Genomic DNA, 18,181 nt, shown 5'->3' with positions numbered 1-18,181 from the left:
CCGCAGCATGCCTCTCGGACCCCGGCGGGTACGGAGTGCCCGGGCGGGTCGCGCCGCGCGGGCACCGCGGCGTCGTCGTCAGTCCACGACCGGGAGCTCGGTGGTCTCGAAGCGCTCCTGGAAGAATTCCCGATTGCGCAGGAACTGCGTGAGCATCACGATGACGCCCAGCAGGAGGATTCCGGCACCGAGGATGAAGACGAGCCCCCCCCCGCCGATCTGGGAACCGGACCCGTACTCCGGATCCATCGAGTCGATCGAGGTCTGCACGAAGAACAGCAGCAGCAGGACGCCACCCAGCAGAGGACACACCAGGTTGACCAGGCAGCTCTTGACGGAGCGGAACCACGACCTGCGGAAGTACCACACGCACGCGAGCGCGGTGACGCCGTAGTAGAAGCAGACCATCATGCCCAGAGCCGTGATGGTGTCCCACAGGACGTCCTCGCTGACCACCCTCATGAACGTGTAGAACAGCGAGGAGACCACCGCCGCCGCCACCGTGGCGAACCCTGGTGACTGGAAGCGGGGTGTGATGCGGGCGAAGCACCGAGGCAGCGCCCCGTAGTACCCCATGGCCAGCAGAGTTCGCGCCGGGGAGACGAATGTGGACTGCAGCGAGGCCGCGGACGAGGACAGCACGGCCAACGACAACAGGATTGCCGCAGGACCCATGACAGGACCCGCGAGGGCGGCGAAGACGTTCTCCTGGATCTCCGGGTTGTTCAGTCCCACCCCGGTGTCCGACAGGCCGGCAAAGCTCAGCACCGCGAGACCCACGAGCATGTACAGCACCACGATGGAGAAGATGGTGGCCAGTGCCGCGCGGCCCGGAGTGGTGGACGCCCCCTTGGTCTCCTCGTTGATGGTGAGGACCACGTCCCACCCCCAGTAGATGAAGACGGACAGTGACACCCCGGCTGCGAAGGCGGACAGTGACTCCACCCCGAGGGGGTTGAACCATTCCGCCTGTACGGCGATCCCGCCGGCAGCCGTCCCACGAGCCACATGCACCAGCGCGGCCACGGAGAACCACACCAGGATGACGAGCTGGAACGCCACCAGCACGTACTGCACCTTCTTGGTGGTCTCCATTCCCCGGTAGGAGATCCAGCACGCGCCAGCCATGAACACCAGGCAGGTGAGGATGTTGACGGGCACGTTGGACGCGAGATTGGCGATCTCCTCCCGCTCTGTGAGCTGGGCGATCATGAGGTAGAAAAAGTTCACCGCGATCCCGGCCAGGTTGGAGAGCACCAGGATGGTGGCTGCGAGCAGGCCCCACCCGCCCATCCACCCAACCCACGGGCCGAAGGCCTTGGAGGTCCAGGTGAACGTGGTTCCGGAGTCCGGCATGGCCCTGTTCAGCTGCCGGTACCCCACCGCCACCAGGAGCATCGGGATGAACCCGACAAGGAAGATGGCCGGGAGATGTGTTCCCACGGCCGCAGCCGTGGGTCCCAGAGCACCGGAGAGCGTGTAGGCGGGGGCGATGCAGGACATGCCGATGACCACAGCGCCGAGCAGACCCACGGACCCGGAACTCAAACCCTTGCGGGTGTCCTTGTCCTCAGCAGCACTCATGAGTTGGTCCCTTCCTCGCACGCGCGGAGGGGCAGCACGATCATGGGAATGGGCAGGTGACGCAGGATCCTGGCGGTCGTCGCCCCCAGGAAGGTCTGCCGGTCACCGGCGAGGCGGGAGGACCCCACCATCAGCACCGAGTCCGGTTCCCAGTCCATCGCGCTGACGGCCCTCTTGAGGTTCTTGCCGTGGGCCACTTTCACGGACACGGGGCAGTCCGTGCTGATGTGCCGGGCCGCCTCCTCGAGGCTCTCCTCCACGCGGGCGATCGCCTCCCCCGGCGCTCCAGCCACCTGGTCCAGCGGCAGGAAGCTGAGCAGGCTCAGCTCGAGTCCGCTGCGGGACACCGCTTCCTGCGCCTCCGACATGATCCGCTGCGCACCGGGACGGGTGCCGATGCCCGCATAGAGCCTCGAGATGCCCTCCGCTCCCTTGTACCCGCGCGGTGCAAGCGCCACCGGGACACCGGCGCGGTGGAGGAGAGTGTCCGTCACCGGTCCCACGGAGAATTTGGCGGTGTAGGTTCCGCTCGCGGCACCCACCACCACCAGTGAGGCCGAGAACTCCGTCACTGCATCCAGCAGACCCGCGGCCACCGAGTGGGACGTGCGCAGGTGCGACCGAGCAACGACCCCCTGCGGAACCAGCGCCATGGCCTCCTGCAGCCAGGCACCCGCCTGCCTCCGGATCATGGGCGACACGTCTCCGACCGGCGGGTACACCTGCGAGTGGGGGTCGTCCTGCCGGAGGATGCACACGATGTCCAGCTCCGCCCGGAAGGCCTTGGCCAGCGCTGCCGCCAGACGGAGGGCATCCTTGCTGCGCCTGTCACCGTTGTACCCGACCACGTAGTGCGACGCGCGCTTTCCGGCCTGCTCAGCGTCGGCCGAACGGCTCATCCGGGTCACTGCCCGCCCCGGACGTCCACGATCTGAGCCGCCGCCAGCGCACCCTGTCGCAGCGCACCGTCCACGTGCTGGTAGCCCTCCGCCGCGAGGTCGGAGCAGGCCCAGCGGATGGGGCCCACGGGCTCGGACTGGATGGCCCCGTAGCGGTGCAGACCACCGAGGTCGTAGGACGCGGCGTACGCACCGCGGGTCCACTCCTCGGAGCCGAAGTCGGACTCGTAGTAGACCACCGGGTTCTTGGCCTCCTCGCCCAGGTAGTGGGAGAGGGACTCCAGCACGAGGCGCTTGCGCTCCTCCGCGGGGAGCCGGAAGACCTCGTCGGCCTTCTCGTCCGAGACGAAGCCCACCAGTGTGCCGCGCTCGTCCTCGTGGTTGGTGTTGTCGTAGACCTCCTGGGAGAGCTCGTGCGCGCAGAAGCCCGTTCCTGAGAGACCCTTCTCCCGCCAGAACGGCGTCTCGTACACGGCGTGGATCTTGATCACGATGCCGAGCGACTGGTGCTGGTGCATCTGGTGCTGGGCCCGCGGCAGGGGCGGCTCGAAGGAGATCCGCGAGTACAGGTTCGGCGGCACGGCCACCACCACGTCCTTGGCCTTGATGGTCACGCGGTCGGAGAGCACACGCACCGTGAAGTCGGGATCGTGCTCCTCGTAGGTCTCGCCCTCGCCGGCCCACTGGATGGTGCGCACCGGGGAGTTGAGGAACACCGAGGCGCCGGTGTCTCCCGTCAGGGCCTCCGTCCCGGAGTCCACGCCCAGCTGCTCGGCCATCGTCACGGAGACCGACTGCATCCCGCCCACCACGCGGCGGTCCAGGATGAAGTCCTCGTCCACCAGGTTGGAGAAGGACCCTGCGGAGGCGGCCATGAGCACGGCCTGCAGTGCGGAGAACGCGTGGGACGGCTTGGTGAGCATGCCGCCGGCGATGAAGATGCCGATGTTGTTGCACGCCTCCTCATCGTCCGAGTTCTGCCGCAGCCAGTCCTTGAAGGACACGGTGTCCAGCTCACGAGCCCTGGGGTGAGCCCACGGCTCGGTGGGGCCGATCTCGGCGGCAAGGTCGTCCATCAGCTGGATGAGCCGGTCCATCTCCTTCTCCGTGCCCTCGGAGGTGGGGAACATGTGGCCGTCATACAGGTGCCGGGACCCGTCCGGCGCGATGTAGACGGACTGGCCCTCGCGGTAGCGCTCGAACGTGGTGAGCCCGAGCTCGTCCACCAGGGAGAGCAGCTCGGTCTGGTCGGGGGAGATCCACTGGCCGCCGATCTCCAGGAACGCCCCGTCAATGGTGTTGGACCAGGTGCGGCCGCCCACGCGGTCGCGGGCCTCCAGGACCGCCACGGACTTGCCGGCCTGGGACAGTCGGCGTGCGGCCATGAGGCCTGCTGGGCCGGCGCCCACGACCACGACGTCGCGTTCGATGGCTTCGGTGGAGCCCACGGTGCGTTGTTCAGACATTTCGGTGTCCTTTCGAGAGAATATGAAGGGTATTCATTTACAAGACGCGTGCCGGTGCCCGGTCGCGCGGTGCGCGATGCGTCGTCGGGCACGTCAGGGCCGCATGAGCGGCCGGTCAGGAGAAGCTGTGGAGCAGGACCGCGCCCCGAGACCGCGAGGGCGACCCAGGAACCCGGTGCTGACGCAGCGCAAGATCGCCGCCGCCGCCATGACGCTGATCCAGTCCCGCGGATACCGCGCCCTGACCATGTCCGCGCTCGCCACGCAGCTGGGGGTCTCGGCCTCTGCGCTCTACAACCATGTGGGCTCCAAACGGGACATCATGATCCTGGTTCAGGACCGGGTGAACATGGAGATCGACTGCTCCGCCTTCGAGACGGAGCCGTGGGATGTGGCTCTGGGGCAGTGGGCCCGTTCCTACCGGCACGTCTACACACGGAACATCCCACTGATCCCTGTGATGTCCGTGCTCCCCGTGGCCGACTCCCCTCACACCCTGGCGATGTACGAGAAAGTGTCCGCGGGTCTCGTGCGTGCCGGCTGGCCCGAGTCCTGGGTGGTCAACACGGTGGTGGCGGTGGAGTCCCTCGTGTTCGGCTCTGCCTACGACGCCACGGCACCGGAGAACATCTTCGATCCCGGGCGGCTGTCGGAGATCGCCCCGGTCTTCTCCGCCGCCGTCTCCCAGAGAGACCTCACGGTGATCTCGTCTGACGGGAGGCGGGCCGCAGGTTCCGGCGCTGATGCGGCGTTCGATGTCGCCCTACGGAGCCTGATCGCGGGGTTCCGGCAGGAGCTGGAGGCGCTGCATCCTTCGGAGGACGACTGACGCAGCGCCCCCACCTCAGACCTCGAGGGAGTGCATCACGTGCTTCACGCGCGTGTACTCCTCCACCGAGTACAAGGAGAGGTCCTTGCCGTAGCCCGAGTTCTTGAAACCGCCGTGGGGCATCTCGGAGACGAGCAGCATGTGCGTGTTGACCCACACGCACCCGAAGTCGAGATCGCGACTCACCCGCATGGCAGTCCCGTGGTCCGAGGTCCACACGCTGGAGGCCAGGGCGTAGGGCACGTCGTTGGCCATCTCCACGGCCTCCTGCTCCGTGGTGAACTTCTGCACGGTGAGGACGGGGCCGAAGGTCTCCTCCTGCACCAGCTGGTCGTCCTGCCGGACGTCCGTGATGATGGTGGGCTGAATGAAGAAGCCGTCAGAGTCGGCCACGGGTCCGCCACCGGTGACCACGGACGCGTGAGCCGGGATGTTCCCGAGCTTGGCCTTCACATCGTTGAAGTGGCGGACGTTGTTGAGCGGCCCGAAGGCGTTCTTGGACTCGTCCGGATCGCCCGTGACCGTGTTCTCCGCCTGCTCCGCCAGGAGCTTGACGAGTTCGTCGTGCGCACTGGCCTCCACCAGGATTCGGGTGACAGCGGTGCAGTCCTGACCTGCGTTGAACGTTCCGTACTGCACGAGCTGCTCAGCGGTGCGCTCCAGGTCTGCATCGGCGAACACGACGGCGGGTGCCTTGCCGCCGAGCTCGAGGTGCGTGCGCTTGAGCCCTTCGGAGGCGCTCCGGGCGACGGCCCGACCCGCGCGCACCGAGCCGGTGATCGACACCATGGCCGGGGTGGGGTGCGTGGTGAGCAGCTCCCCCGTCCCCGCATCTCCCAGCACCACGTTGAGCACGCCCGCGGGGAGGATCTCTCCCGCCAGACGCGCGAGCACGAGGGTGGACTCGGGCGTGGTGTCGCTGGGCTTGAGCACGATCGTGTTGCCGGCCGCGAGCGCGGGGCCGATCTTCCAGATGCCCATCAGCAGGGGGTAGTTCCACGGTGCGACCTGAGCCACCACACCCACGGGTTCACGCCGCACGTAGGAGGTGTTCTCGGACATGTACTCCATGGCTGCGCGGCCCTCGAGGGTGCGCGCGGCCCCGGCGAAGAAACGCAGGTTGTCGGTGCCCGCGTCCACTTCCTCCTCCGCGATCTGGGTGCGCGGCTGGCCGGTGTTGCGGTGCTGGGCCTCCACCAGCTCGTCACGGTGCTCCTGCAGGGCGTCCGCGAGCTGGAGAAGCGCTTCCTGACGCTCAGCGGGGGTGGTCTTCTTCCAGGTTCTGGACGCCACCGACGCCGCCTCGAAGGCGGCATCGACGTCCTGCTGGTCGGACACTGGCGACACGGCCACCGTCCGCCCGGTGGCGGGATCGACGATGTCCAGCGTCTTCTCCCCGTGGGCAGGCACGAAGTGCCCGTCGATGAAGTTCTGCAGCTTGTCGGCCATGGTGGTCTCCTCCGTGGGACGGCGGGCGTCCGGTGAACGCTGCGCTCGTACCCGTGCTTCCTGGAACGCGGGGTCGAGCGCTCATGTCGTGTGCATCACTATAAATGATCGACGTTCATTTATGAACCCACCCACACAGCCGCGACGCCGCCGGGATTCCCTTCCCGGCGGCGTCGCCGTGTTCTGCACCGGCCTCAGCCATGATGCCCAGCGGGACCGAGCCGCCCCGAGACCACCCCGGCCAGCCGCCGCACCCCCGCGGCCCAGTGGCCGTACGGCTCAGTGACCGTGCGACGCATCCCCGTGGTGCCCCTCGGAGCCGTGGCTGTGGCCCTTGCCAGATACAGCCCCCGCGCCCTCCGGCTTCCCCGTGGTCACCGCCAGCTCCACCGGGGTCTGCGGCAGGTCGATGGTCTTGGCCACCGTGCCCGTGGAGAGGTCCACCACGTGCAGCTTCCGGTGCTCGGCGTCCGTGACGTACGCCTTGTCCCCGGCCACCTTGACCGCGGGCCCGGGCTGCTGCCAGTCGTCCTTCTCCTGCCACGGCGAGATCACGGGGATCCGTTTCGTGATCTTCCCGGTGTTCTGGTCGATCACCGCGAGCTTGCCGTCGTACGTGAGCACGAGTCCCTCGCCGTGGGGTCCGCGGGCCAGGGAACGGAACCAGTAGGAGGAGCCCAGCTCCACGAGCTGGTGCGAGTCGTTGCGGGTGTCGAACAGCGCCACGCGGGTGGGGTGCTCGTGCTCCGCGTCCTTGTCCACCTTGTAGTCGCCGAGCACGATCGGGGACGTCTCCGAGCCCGCCAGGTTCCCGGAGCGCGCGTAGGCGTCCTTCACGGGCACCTTGTGGAACGACCCGTCCCGGTACACCACGGGCCCGTTCTCGCAGCCGACCATGACGGTGTCGGTGCGCTGGCCGGGCGCCGCCGCGGCCTCCCCGTGCACGCCGGGGCAGTTGGTGGTCTCGGCCTTGACGGAGCCGTCCGGTGCGAGCACCTGGGCGGTGCGCCGTTCGTCCTCGGTGCCCTGCGTGGTGAACAGGGTGCCGTCGGAGAGTTCCAGCGCCACGCCGTGGTGCGGCGCCTTCGTCGTCCGCTTCTTCACCGAGGGCTCACCCTTCTCCTGGAGCGCGCCGGATTCGAAGGTCTGGATGGACCCGTCGCCGTCCCCGAACAGGGTGGTCTTCCCGTCGTGGACCACCACGTGCCCCGCGTGGGGAGCGGCGAACGTGCGGCCGGTCATCGCGGGCGCCGACTCGTAGTAGTGGTGGTGGTCGCCGTGGGCCTGCGCCTCCAGGCCGGTGTCGAAGACCTTGAACTCATCCCCGTCCGACACCATCACGTGCCGCCCGTCGCCCGCGTCGTTGAGCCGCAGGAACCCGTCCTCCGTGACGTCCTCCACCACCTCCCCGGACTCGGTGTCCACGGTGAGCAGCCCGCCGTCGTAGGCGAGCACCGCGCGCGGCGCCAGGTGCGAGACCTCCTTCGCGGCCGACGTCACTTTCTCGCTGGGGCTCCCCGTGGACGACGACGCCGCCCCGCCACCCTGCGCGCACCCGCTCAGCAGCAGCGCGGTCACCCCCAGGCAGGTCACCGCCAGGGGCAGGGGAGCGTGGCGCCCCGCGTAGGAGGCGGCGGCGGATCGACGGGCAGTGGGGTCGGGGTCTCGTGGTGTGTGCATGGCGGAACCGTAGCACTACATGAGAACTATTTTCATCTAGTGCGGCAACACGTCTACCCGTCCACCGCACCACGGGCCACAATGGAACACCCCTGCACCCCGAGCCCAGGAGTCACCGTGACCACCATCCCCCGCACCGTGGGCGTCACCGGCCTGGGCGCCATGGGCACCCCCATGACCGGGCACCTGGTGGCCGCCGGCCACGACGTCGTGGTCCTGCGGCACTCCCTGCACAAGGCGGAGGGCGCTCGCCCCGTGGACGACCCCCGCCACATGGCGGGCCAGGCGGACCTCGTGCTCCTCATGGTCCCGGGCGCTCCCGAGATCGACACGCTGCTGCCGCACCTCGCGGAGGGGGCGGCGCAGAGGGACGGCGAGCGCGGCGGCGTCGTCATCGCGATCGGCTCCACCGTGTCCCCGGACGACGTCGCCCGCTGGCACCGCGAGTACCCGGACCTCGCGCTCGTGGACGCCCCCGTCTCCGGGGGCGAAGCGGGCGCGGTGCGGGGCGAGCTGTCCATCATGGTGGGCGGAGAGGACCGCGCGGCGGCCCTGGCCCTCGAGGTGCTCGCGGCGTGCGGGCGGCCCGTGCACCTGGGACCGCTCGGCGCGGGGCAGGTGGCCAAGGCATGCAACCAGCTGATCTGCGCCGCGGAGATCGTGGCCCTCGCGGAGGCGTCCGTGGTGGCCGAGCGCGCGGGGCTGGACCTGGCCGAGCTGCTGGAGCTAATGCAGGGCGGCTACGCCGGTTCCGTGGTCATGGCGGACAAGACCCCCAAGCTCGTGGCCCACGACTACTCGGTCTCCGCGCGGGCGTCGTTCGTGCACAAGGACGTCTCCGCCTACCTCGACGCCGCCCGCGCCACCGGCACCGCGTCCGTCCTGGGCGGGCCCCTGCGCGACGCCGCGCGGCGCCTCGTGGACGCCGGCCTGGGCGAGCAGGACTCGGCGGTGTTCCAGAGGTGGGTGGCCGAGCGTGGAACCGGAGAGGATGCCGCCGCCCCGCCCCCGAAGTTGTCCAGGACCGCCCGGACGGTCCCGGAGGACCGCTCCGACCAGCCCACCTCCTGGACGCCGGGCGCGGAGCGGGACCGGACCGAGGGCGAGCGGTGAGCAACCCCGAGAAGGACCCGCGGCCCACCGTGTGCCGCCCGGGACCTGCGCCGGCGCGCGGCGGGCTGCGCAGCGGCGTCGTCGTGGCGGACGGGGAGAACGGGCCCGTGGAGATCCTCGAACCCCGGGACGTGCCCCTGGGCGGCCCGCGCGGGATGACCGTGCGGCGCACCCTGCCGCAGAAGGGCCGGTCGCTGATCGGCGCCTGGTGCTTCCTGGACTCCTACGGCCCGGACCACGTGGCGGCCACCGGAGGGATGAGGGTCCCACGCCACCCCCACACTGGACTGGCCACCGTGTCCTGGCTGTTCGAGGGGCGCATCGACCACGTGGACTCCGCCGGGAACTGGGCCACCGTCCGCCCCGGAGAGGTGGACCTCATGAACGCGGGGCGCGGGATCACCCACTCCGAGTTCTCCACCCGGGACACCAGCGTGCTCCACGGCGTGCAGCTCTGGTACGCGTTCCCGGACGAGTCCCGCTTCGGGGAGCCGAGCCTGGACACCCACCGCTCCGAGCCCGTGGCGGGACCGGGGTACCGGGCCTGCGTGTTCATCGGCTCCCTGCTGGGGGTGGAGTCCCCCGTGGCCACGCGCATTCCGCTCACTGGCGCCGAGCTGCGGATCGAACCGCGCACCACCGTGGAGATCGACGTGCCACCCGGGCACGAGCACGGCGTGCTGCGCGTGGACGCTCCGCTCTCCCTGGACGGCGTGGAGATCCCCCGGCACGGCATCGGGTTCGCGGGCACGGACTCGCCGCTGGCGCCGGAGCGCACCGGGGTACCGGTGGGCGGGGCGGAGCTCGACGAGCTGCGGGGCACCGCCTACGACGACGGCCGCCCCTTCCCGCAGTTCGGAACCTTCCCACCCGGCCAGCCCGACCCGTTGCCCGCACCGGAGCTGCCGAACACCGTCCTGCGCGCGCGGGGCTGACCCGGCGGCGTCGCACGCCGCGCCGGCAGCGGCTCAGCGCCCTGGCGCCCCAGCCCCCGAGGCACCCCAAGACCCGCGGAGCGTCGTGCATTTGCTCCGTTAGTGCAGCTTCTCGGCCCCCGGCCTGCGTTTGCTCCGCTGATGCACTACCCCGCGGAACCAGTTGCGGGCCCGTGCGCGGCCCTCAGCCGGCGGGCCGGAAGCTCCACTTCTCCTGCGACTCGACCACCACCACCTGCTCACCACCGCCGACCTCCACGTCCACCGTCACCGGGGACGTCCCGTACTCGAACGCGGTGGAGAGCCCAAGGTCGTCGGCGTTGTAGACGGCCACCGAAGGGACGTCGTGCTCCGCGGTCACCTCCAGGGAGTGCGTGCGGGCCGGGCCCTGTGGCAGCCGGAAGACCCCGGGACCCTCCCCGGTCACGGTGGTGCCGCGCTCCATCCGGGGCACGGCGGAGAGCGGGTAGACCTTCACGTCCCACGCCATCCCGGAGTTGCCCTCCGGGTAGAGCACGGCGGTGTGGCGCCTGGTGCTCGAGGCGTTGACCAGCGCCGTCCCCGTCTGCCCCGCGCGCACCGAGCCCAGGGTCTCCGACGGCAGCCCGCCGGGACGCTCCGCGCCGGTGACGAACACGGAGCCGCCGTCCCCGCCGCCGGTGGCGCTCCACACCACCAGCAGCGGCTCGTCCCCGGCCGGGAGGGTCACGGCGTTCTCGGTCCGCTGCTCCAGCGTGAGCTCCTCGAACGTCCCGCTCTTCTGCACCAGGGGCTTCCCGCTCGGGGCCGGCAGTGCCCGGGTGCCCGCGGGGCCGGGGGCGGCCGCGCTCGTTGTCGGCCCCGCGCCCGTGGTGTCCCGCCCCGGTGACGACGCCGCCGGGCCGGGGCTCGTGGACGCGGTCCCCCGGGTGGGTTCCGCCGCCTGCTCCGACGTGGTGAGTGGTTTGGGCCCCTCGTCCCGGAGACCCCCGTCCCGGAGACCCCCGAGGGAGGCGACCAGCAGGTAGATCAGCACCGCGAGCACCCCCAGGCCGATCACCACACCCACTGCCACCAGGGCGATGACCACCCCGGGCGACACCCCGTTGCGCGACCGGTCGGCCGCACCCGGGGACGTGGCGTCACCCTGAGGGCCCGCGGGAGCCTGCGGATCGAGGCCGGTCGCCCCGGTGCCGCGGCCGCCCGGTCGGGGGTCGCGGGCGGTGGGGTCGTACGGCGTGACAGAGGGCTCCGAGTCGGCGGAGCTGGATGGGTCGTGCGGCGGGGGGCCGGGGTGGTTGCTCATGGACACCTCGTGCGTTAACAGTGGTGGCGTCATCCTCCCACGGCCCACCTCCGGGAGGACATAGGGTGAAGTCACCCCGCATCCGCAGTGTGCTGATGGATGCACAGTCTTCCGGCTGCCCCCCACATCGATAGAGGTTCTTGCGTCATGCGCTCCCGCCGCTTTACCGTTCTCGCCGTCCTCTGCGCCTCGTTCCTGCTCGTGGGCTGCAGCTCAGGGGGTGAAGCACAGAGCGGAGACGGTTCCGGGGAGCCGGCGGCGTCGCAGACCGAGCAGCCCAGCGCCACCCCGACCCCCGAGGAACCGGCGGAGCTGATCGGCGGGGGCACCACCATGTTCCCGGACCGGCGTTTCGTGGCGCTGTACGGGCACCCGGGCACCCCCGGGCTCGGCGCGCTGGGTGAGCAGGGACCCGAGGCGTCCGTGACCCGGGTCAAGGAGCTCGCCAAGAGCTATGAGCCCTACAGCGAGGAGAAGGTCATCCCCGCGTTCGAGATCATCGCCACCACGGCGTCTTCGGAACCGGGCCCGGACGGCAACTACTCCACCGAGTCCACCGTGGAGCAGCTCATGCCGTACGTGGAGGCCGCGGAGAAGAACGACGTCTACGTGGTCCTGGACCTGCAGCCGGGCCAGGCGGACTTCCTCACGCAGGCCAAGCAGTACGAGGAGCTGCTCAAGCGTCCCAACGTGGGCCTCGCGCTGGACGCGGAGTGGCGCCTGGCCCCGGGACAGCTGCCCCTGCAGCAGATCGGCTCCGTGGACGCCGCGGAGATCAACAAGACCTCGCAGTGGCTGGCCACGCTCACCCGGGACAACCAGCTGCCCCAGAAGTCGCTGATCCTCCACCAGTTCTCCATGTCCATGATCGAGAACCGCCAGGCGATCAACACCCAGCACCCCGAGCTGGCGTTCGTGCTGCACGCGGACGGGCACGGCACCCCGGACCTCAAGACGGGCACGTGGAACGCCCTGCAGGAAGGGCTGCCGAAGGGCATCCGCATGGCGTGGAAGAACTTCTACGACGAGGACACGCCCATGTACACGCCCCAGCAGACCTACGCGCTGGACCCGAAGCCGTGGTTCGTCTCCTACCAGTGACCGCGTGAGCACCAGGTCGGGGGCGGACCCCGGCGTTCGCCCGGGGAAGAAAACCGCCGTCCATGTCTTCCCATCGAATCGGCGGGGGACTACATTGTGAGCACCTGTTCGCTCCACGGAAGGAAACGCTTATGGGACTCGGTGACAAGATCAGCAATGCTGCGGAGAAGGCTTCTGGTTCCGCCAAGGAGAAGCTGGGCGACGCCACGGACAACCGCGATCTGCAGGCCGAAGGCGCTGCGGACAAGGCATCCGGTGGCGCCAAGCAGTCCGTGGAGAACGTCAAGGACGCCGGCAAGAACCTCAAGGACGGGCTGAGCTGAGCTCCGCACCCGCAACCTTTCAACCGGAAGGCCCTCGCGATGATCGCGGGGGCCTTTCGCATGCCCGGCCCGCTCAGCGCACCCCGTAGCGCCGGCGGACGATCAGCACGCTCACCAGGGACAGCGCCGCCACCGCGGCGTAGTAGATGCTCGGGGAGGTCAGGGAACCGGTCGCGGAGATCAGCCACGCGAGCACCAGCGGGGCGAAGCCGCCGAACACGGTGACCCCCACGTTGTAGGCGATGGACATGCCCGTGGTGCGGATGGCGGTGGGGAACATCTCGCTCAGCAGCGCGGGCATGGGCCCGAAGTACAGCGCCATGATCAGCCCCAGCACCACCTGCACCGCGGTCAGGGTGGCCACCGTGGGGACGGCCACGAGCCACAGGAACAGCGGGTAGACGGCCAGCACCCCCACCAGAGCGGCCACCAGCATGACCTTGCCGCAGCCCACCCGGTCCGCGAGACGCCCCACGAACGGTGATCCCACCAGGGTCACGAGACCGGCCACGATCCCTCCCACGTACGCCGCCCACGAGGGCAGGTCCAGGTTCTGGATGGAGAACGTGGGCATGAACAGGATCGTGTACACGGACATCGAGGCCAGCCCCACCACACCGGACGCGGTGAGCCACCGGCCCGCGGAGTGCACGATGGTCTGGGCGAGGGGCCCGCGGCGCCCGTGCGGCGTCGTCGTCCCCGGGGCCGCGCTCCCGTGATCCGCGCCGGAGGACGACGCCGCCCGCGCCCGCGCTTGCTGCAGCGCCTCGAAGTCCGGGGTCTCGTCCATGCGCAGGCGGATGTACAGGCCCACGGGGCCGATGAGCAGGCCGAACAGGTAGGGCATGCGCCAGCCCCACGAGTACAGGGCCTCCTCGCTGATCAGGGTGTGCAGGCCGAAGCCGAACGCGGAGGCCAGGAACATGGACACACCCTGGGTGGCCACCTGCCACGAGCCGTAGAAGGCGCGCTTGTCCGGGGCGTTCTCGATGAGGAACGCGGTGGCCGTGCCGAACTCGCCGCCCGCGGAGAAGCCCTGGATGAGCCGTGCCACGAGGATCAGCAGCGCGGCAGCGGGACCGATCATGGCCGCGGTGGGGGCCACGAGCATGATGAGCGTGCCCAGCATCATGAGCCCGATGGTGAGCGTGAGCGCCGGGCGGCGACCGTGACGGTCCGCGTAGGAGCCCAGTACGAGCGCGCCGATCGGGCGGATGAGGTAGGAGATCGCGAACGTGCCCAGGGTCAGGAGGGTGCCCGTGACCCTGCCCACGGACTCGGACTCGAAGAACAGCTGGGAGATGACCACCGCGAGGGACGAGTAGACGATGATGTCGAACCACTCGAGGGCGTTGCCGATGGAGGAGGCCACCACTGCGCGGCGTGCCGTGGCGCGCTGCTCGTGGGAGACCTCGTGGGGGACGGGGGTGCTGGCGGCCGTGGTGCTCATACTTGCACCGTAAACCATTTCGCCCAGGCGGCCCCGGACTCGTGACGCCGCGTGACACACGGCCCGGTCCTATGCTGGAAGGCGGAAACCCGTTCAGACGCGGCAACAGGGAGGACCCCTCATGATCTTCATCGTGGTCAAGTTCGAGGCCAAGGACGAGTACGTGGAGCGCTGGCCCGAGCTGGTCGCCGAGTTCACGGAGGCCACCCGCCAGGAGCCCGGCAACAAGTGGTTCGAGTGGTCCCGCAGCCTGGAGAACCCGAACGAGTTCGTGCTCGTGGAGGCCTTCGAGGAGGACGCCGCGGAGGCCCACGTGAACTCGGAGCACTTCCGGAAGATGACCGAGCAGTTCCCGCAGTACCTGGTCAAGACCCCGCGCATCATCTCCCGCCAGATCGAGGGCGACGGCTGGGAGGAGATGGGCGAGGTGCAGGTCTCGAACTGACCCGGCCGCCGCGGTGAGTGCAGAGCCCCCGGGAGGGGACCCCGGCAGCGGCCTCGCGGGCGTCGGTGGAACCGGATTTACCGGTCCCGGCGGAGCCGAGCACGCGAGCCCCGACGGCGCGGGCAGCACGGGCGAGTTCCTCGTGGGCCTGGACATCGGCGGCTCGCACACGCGCGGGGTCCTGTTCCACCGGCGGACACCCGTGCGCGAGGCGCGCTCCGGGTCCGCGAACGTGCAGAACGTCCCCGCGGAGCAGGCACGCGCGTGCCTGGCGTCAGTCCTGTTCGAGCTGGGAGCCCCGCCCACCACACCGGTGGTCGCGGGCTCCGGCGGCGTGGACACCGCGCACGACGCCGCTCGGTTGGCCGGTCTCATCCGTTCCGCCGGCTGCCTGGACCCGTCCGCGAGCGTGACGGCCGTGCACGACACCCGCCTGATCCTCGCCGCCGGTGGTCACACGTCCGGGATCGCGCTCATCGCGGGAACCGGCTCGGTGGCCTGGGGCGTGGATGACTCCGGCCGCGAGGTGCGCTCCGGTGGCTGGGGGTACCTGCTCGGCGACGAGGGCAGCGGCTACTGGATCGGCCGGGAGGCCGTGCGCCACGTGCTGCGGCGGTCCCCGCAGCCCGTTGCCGGGGATGACGGGGAAGCGCTCACCCGGGTGGTGCTGGAGCACGCCGGGGTGGCCGAACCCACCGACCTGATCGGCGCGTTCCACGACCACCCGGACCGGACCCACTGGGCAGGGCTCGCGCGACCCGTGTGCGAGCTGGCCGCCTCGGGGGACGCCGCGGCCTCCGAGCTGGTCGCGGCCGCCGCGGGTCACCTCTCGGACCTCGTGCTCACGGTGGCGGGCGCCATGGCCGAGCCGCTGCCCGTCGTCGTGGGCGGTGGGCTCACCGGGTCCGCGGTGGGCCTGCACGTGGCGGAGCGGCTGCGGGAGCAGGGCCTGGCCGTGACCCTCCTGGACCGCGAACCGGTCCTGGGGGCGCCGCTGCTGGCCCGCTGCGCCCCGGACTGACCGCGCAGGCCGAGACCCGTGGCTCCGCCCTGACCCACCACGACCGCGACGCATGACGAGGCCCCGGGAACGGGCCGCCCGGCGTCGTCGTTCCACAAAAAGATGCGTACGCATGAAAAACCGGGTGCCTCCCGTGGGAGGCACCCGGTTCGGCACGCGCGGACTCAGCGGAACGCGCCCACCCCCGTGAGCTGCTGGCCCAGGATCAGGGAGTGCACCTCGTCCGTACCCTCGTAGGTGCGCACGGACTCCAGGTTGTTGGCGTGGCGCAGCGGCGAGTAGTCCAGGGTGACGCCGTTGCCACCCAGGATGGTGCGGGCCTCGCGCGCGATCTTGATGGCCTCGCGGCAGTTGTTGAGCTTGCCCACCGAGATCTGGTGGTTCTGCAGCTTGCCCGCGTCCTTGAGGCGACCGAGCTGCAGTGCCAGCAGGAAGCCCTTGTCGATCTCCAGCGCCATGTTCACGAGCTTCTGCTGCGTCATCTGGTACCCGGACAGGGGGCGGTCGAACTGCATGCGCTCCTGGGAGTACGCCAGGGCCGCCTCGAAGGAGTCGCGCGCGGCGCCCATGGCCCCCCAGATGATGCCGTAGCGGGCCTCGTTCAGGCAGGAGAACGGACCGCGCAGCCCCTTGGCCTCGGGCAGCATGGCGGAGGCCGGCAGGCGGACGTCCGTGAGCTCGATGTCGCACTGGATGGACGCTCGCATGGACAGCTTGGCCGTGATGGGCGTGGCTTTGAAGCCCGGGGTGCTGGTGGGGATCACAAAACCCCGGACACCGTCATCGGTCTGCGCCCAGATCACGGCCACCTTGGCCACGCTGGCCAGCCCGATCCAGCGCTTGGCGCCATTGATCACCCAGTCGTCCCCGTCCTTGCGGGCGAAGGTCTGCATGGACGAGGGGTCGGAGCCCGCAGTGGGCTCGGTGAGGCCGAAGCAGCCAATGGCCTCACCCGCGGCCATCTGCGGCAGCCACTCCTGCTTCTGCTCCTCGGAGCCCCATTTGTAGATGGCGCTCATGGCCAGCGAGCCCTGCACGGACACGAACGTGCGCAGACCGGAGTCACCGGCCTCCAGCTCCGCACCGGCCAGGCCGTACTCCACGGCGGAACGCCCGGCGCAGCCGTAGCCCTTCAGGTGCATGCCCAGCAGTCCCAGCTTGGCCATCTCCGGGACGATCTCCAGCGGGAAGACGGCGTTGTCGTACCACTCGGCGATGTTCGGCTTGATGGCCGAGTCCACGAACTCGCGCACGCTGTTGCGCAGCGTGATCTCTTCTTCGGACAGCAGGGAGTCGAAGCTCACCAGGTCCATGACGTCTACAGCATTCAGTTCACTCATGGGTCCACTGTATGACTGCGGACACATCGCGAGTAGCCGGGCACTGAGCCTGATTTCTCACATCTGCCGGTCCCGGGGCTCCCGCAGCCACTGCACCATGGTCTCGGTGTCCTCCCCCAGCTGCGGCGGAGCCTGCGTGGGAGAGGCCAGGGGCGGGGTCCACTGCGCGGGGTGGCGGAACTGGCGGCCCACCGTCTTCCCGGAACGGTCCTGCACGTCCACGGTGGGTTCCAGCCCCAGTTCCTCGGCCAGTGCCACGCCCTCGTCGATCCCGGCCACCTTGCCCGCCGGGACGCCCGCTTCGGTCAGCGCCTGCTGCCACTCGGACGCCGTCCTAGCGGCGAGCGCCTCCTCCAGCACGGCAGTGAGTTCCTTCCGGTGGGCCACCCGTTCGCCGTTGGTCGCGTAGCGCTCGTCCTCGGCCATCTCGGGGATCCCCAGGACCTCCGTGAAGCGGCGGAACTGGCCGTCGTTGCCCACCGTGACCGTGAGCGGCGCGTCCGCGCACTGCAGCATCTGGTACGGCACGATCGACGGGTGGTCGTTGCCCATCCGCTGCGGCACCTTCCCCGCCCCCAGGTACGCCTGGCCCTGGTTGACCAGCGCGCCCTGCAGGCTGGACAGCAGGCTGACGTCGATGTGCGCGCCGCGGCCCGTGCGGCGTCGTTGTTCCAGTGCGGCGAGGGTGCCGATCGTGGCGTCCTTCGCAGTGAGCACGTCCACGAGCGCGACGCCCGCCTTGGTGGGCTCGCCGTCCGCGGGACCGGTGATGCTCATGAGCCCACCCACGGCCTGGACCAGGAAGTCGTATCCGGGCATGTGCGCGCCGCCCGCGGTGCCGAATCCGGAGACGGACACGTAGACCACGCCGGGGTTCTCCGCGCAGATCTCCTCGTAGCCCAGGCCCAGCTTGGCCATGCCCCCGGGCTTGAAGTTCTCCACCACCACGTCCGCGCGCAGGGCGAGCTCACGCGCGAGCTCGCGGCCCTCGTCCTCCCGCAGGTCCAGGCAGACGGACTCCTTGTTGCGGTTCACGGACTCGTAGTACGTGGGCCCGGTCTCGGAGAACGGCGGGCCCCACTGGCGAGTGTCGTCCCCGGTTCCGGGGCGCTCCACCTTGATCACGCGGGCACCCAGATCCGCGAGCGTCATGGTGCACAGCGGCCCCGCGAGCACGCGGGAGAAGTCGGCGACGAGCACGCCGTCCAGGGGCAGGGAATCGGTCACGGGGTCCTCCTCGGGTCGGGGTTTCTCCCCACTC

At 70.0% G+C, this 18,181-nt stretch carries 16 protein-coding genes; 7 read left to right on the top strand and 9 right to left on the bottom strand.

Annotated elements, in window-relative coordinates; genetic code table 11:
* Positions 1-78: 78 nt before the first annotated feature.
* From D9R02_RS02190 to D9R02_RS02180, 3 genes are read right to left on the bottom strand one after another with little or no spacing between them, the layout of a single operon-like run.
* Positions 79-1,584 carry an APC family permease gene (locus D9R02_RS02190; RefSeq protein WP_121566247.1) on the bottom strand — a complete coding sequence of 502 codons (1,506 nt, stop codon included), beginning with the start codon at positions 1,582-1,584 and terminating at the stop codon, positions 79-81.
* A complete protein-coding gene (locus D9R02_RS02185; RefSeq protein WP_259463893.1) occupies positions 1,581-2,483 on the bottom strand; it encodes a universal stress protein in 903 nt (300 codons plus the stop codon). Before D9R02_RS02185 ends, D9R02_RS02190 begins: the two co-directional genes overlap by 4 nt.
* 5 nt (positions 2,484-2,488) lie before the next feature.
* A complete protein-coding gene (locus tag D9R02_RS02180) occupies positions 2,489-3,949 on the bottom strand; it encodes a flavin monoamine oxidase family protein (RefSeq protein WP_101888181.1) in 1,461 nt (486 codons plus the stop codon).
* 175 nt (positions 3,950-4,124) lie between these two features.
* On the opposite strand from D9R02_RS02180, the gene D9R02_RS02175 reads away from it, so the two are divergent.
* Complete coding sequence (locus D9R02_RS02175; protein ID WP_259463892.1) at positions 4,125-4,778, top strand: TetR/AcrR family transcriptional regulator; 654 nt, start codon at positions 4,125-4,127, stop codon at positions 4,776-4,778.
* A gap of 15 nt (positions 4,779-4,793) precedes the next feature.
* Here D9R02_RS02175 and D9R02_RS02170 read toward each other — a convergent pair whose 3' ends face one another.
* Complete coding sequence (locus D9R02_RS02170; protein ID WP_121566244.1) at positions 4,794-6,227, bottom strand: gamma-aminobutyraldehyde dehydrogenase; 1,434 nt, start codon at positions 6,225-6,227, stop codon at positions 4,794-4,796.
* 279 nt (positions 6,228-6,506) lie between these two features.
* Positions 6,507-7,907, bottom strand: a complete 1,401-nt coding sequence (locus tag D9R02_RS02165; protein WP_121566243.1) for a YncE family protein — start codon at positions 7,905-7,907, stop codon at positions 6,507-6,509.
* Positions 7,908-8,024: 117 nt separating this feature from the next.
* On the opposite strand from D9R02_RS02165, the gene D9R02_RS02160 reads away from it, so the two are divergent.
* Together D9R02_RS02160 and D9R02_RS02155 are read left to right on the top strand one after the other, a co-directional pair.
* Complete coding sequence (locus D9R02_RS02160) at positions 8,025-9,020, top strand: NAD(P)-dependent oxidoreductase (RefSeq protein ID WP_121566242.1); 996 nt, start codon at positions 8,025-8,027, stop codon at positions 9,018-9,020.
* Entirely contained in the window at positions 9,017-9,955 is a 939-nt protein-coding gene (locus D9R02_RS02155) for a pirin family protein (protein ID WP_121566241.1), read from the top strand. The genes D9R02_RS02160 and D9R02_RS02155 overlap by 4 nt, the downstream gene beginning before the upstream one ends.
* 184 nt (positions 9,956-10,139) lie before the next feature.
* On the opposite strand, the gene D9R02_RS02150 is transcribed toward D9R02_RS02155, so the two are convergent.
* A complete protein-coding gene (locus D9R02_RS02150; RefSeq protein ID WP_147435319.1) occupies positions 10,140-11,240 on the bottom strand; it encodes a hypothetical protein in 1,101 nt (366 codons plus the stop codon).
* Positions 11,241-11,387: 147 nt separating this feature from the next.
* Between D9R02_RS02150 and D9R02_RS02145 the strand changes: the two genes are divergently transcribed.
* A complete protein-coding gene (locus D9R02_RS02145) occupies positions 11,388-12,341 on the top strand; it encodes a hypothetical protein (protein WP_121566239.1) in 954 nt (317 codons plus the stop codon).
* Between the two features lie 131 nt (positions 12,342-12,472).
* Positions 12,473-12,664, top strand: coding sequence for a CsbD family protein (locus tag D9R02_RS02140; protein ID WP_019309710.1), 192 nt, complete (start codon positions 12,473-12,475; stop codon positions 12,662-12,664).
* Between the two features lie 73 nt (positions 12,665-12,737).
* Here D9R02_RS02140 and D9R02_RS02135 read toward each other — a convergent pair whose 3' ends face one another.
* Positions 12,738-14,114, bottom strand: coding sequence for an MFS transporter (locus tag D9R02_RS02135; RefSeq protein WP_121566238.1), 1,377 nt, complete (start codon positions 14,112-14,114; stop codon positions 12,738-12,740).
* Between the two features lie 121 nt (positions 14,115-14,235).
* Between D9R02_RS02135 and D9R02_RS02130 the strand changes: the two genes are divergently transcribed.
* The gene (locus tag D9R02_RS02130; RefSeq protein WP_102613369.1) at positions 14,236-14,559 is read left to right on the top strand and encodes a putative quinol monooxygenase; all 324 of its coding nucleotides are present in this window, start codon (positions 14,236-14,238) and stop codon (positions 14,557-14,559) included.
* 13 nt (positions 14,560-14,572) lie between these two features.
* A complete protein-coding gene (locus D9R02_RS02125) occupies positions 14,573-15,580 on the top strand; it encodes an N-acetylglucosamine kinase (protein WP_259463891.1) in 1,008 nt (335 codons plus the stop codon).
* 164 nt (positions 15,581-15,744) lie between these two features.
* Here the strand turns inward: D9R02_RS02125 and D9R02_RS02120 are convergent, their stop codons facing one another.
* Together D9R02_RS02120 and D9R02_RS02115 are read right to left on the bottom strand one after the other, a co-directional pair.
* Positions 15,745-16,947, bottom strand: coding sequence for an acyl-CoA dehydrogenase family protein (locus D9R02_RS02120; RefSeq protein ID WP_121566237.1), 1,203 nt, complete (start codon positions 16,945-16,947; stop codon positions 15,745-15,747).
* Between the two features lie 30 nt (positions 16,948-16,977).
* Positions 16,978-18,147 (bottom strand): CaiB/BaiF CoA transferase family protein, encoded by a 1,170-nt coding sequence (locus D9R02_RS02115; protein ID WP_121566236.1) that lies wholly within the window; start codon positions 18,145-18,147, stop codon positions 16,978-16,980.
* Positions 18,148-18,181 lie beyond the last annotated feature (34 nt).

Origin of the sequence: Kocuria rhizophila, assembly GCF_003667225.1 — a bacterium.
Taxonomy (GTDB): Bacteria; Actinomycetota; Actinomycetes; order Actinomycetales; family Micrococcaceae; genus Kocuria; species Kocuria rhizophila.
The sequence above is the reverse complement of the archived record's forward strand: the minus strand, read 5'-3'. Positions and strand labels throughout refer to the sequence as shown.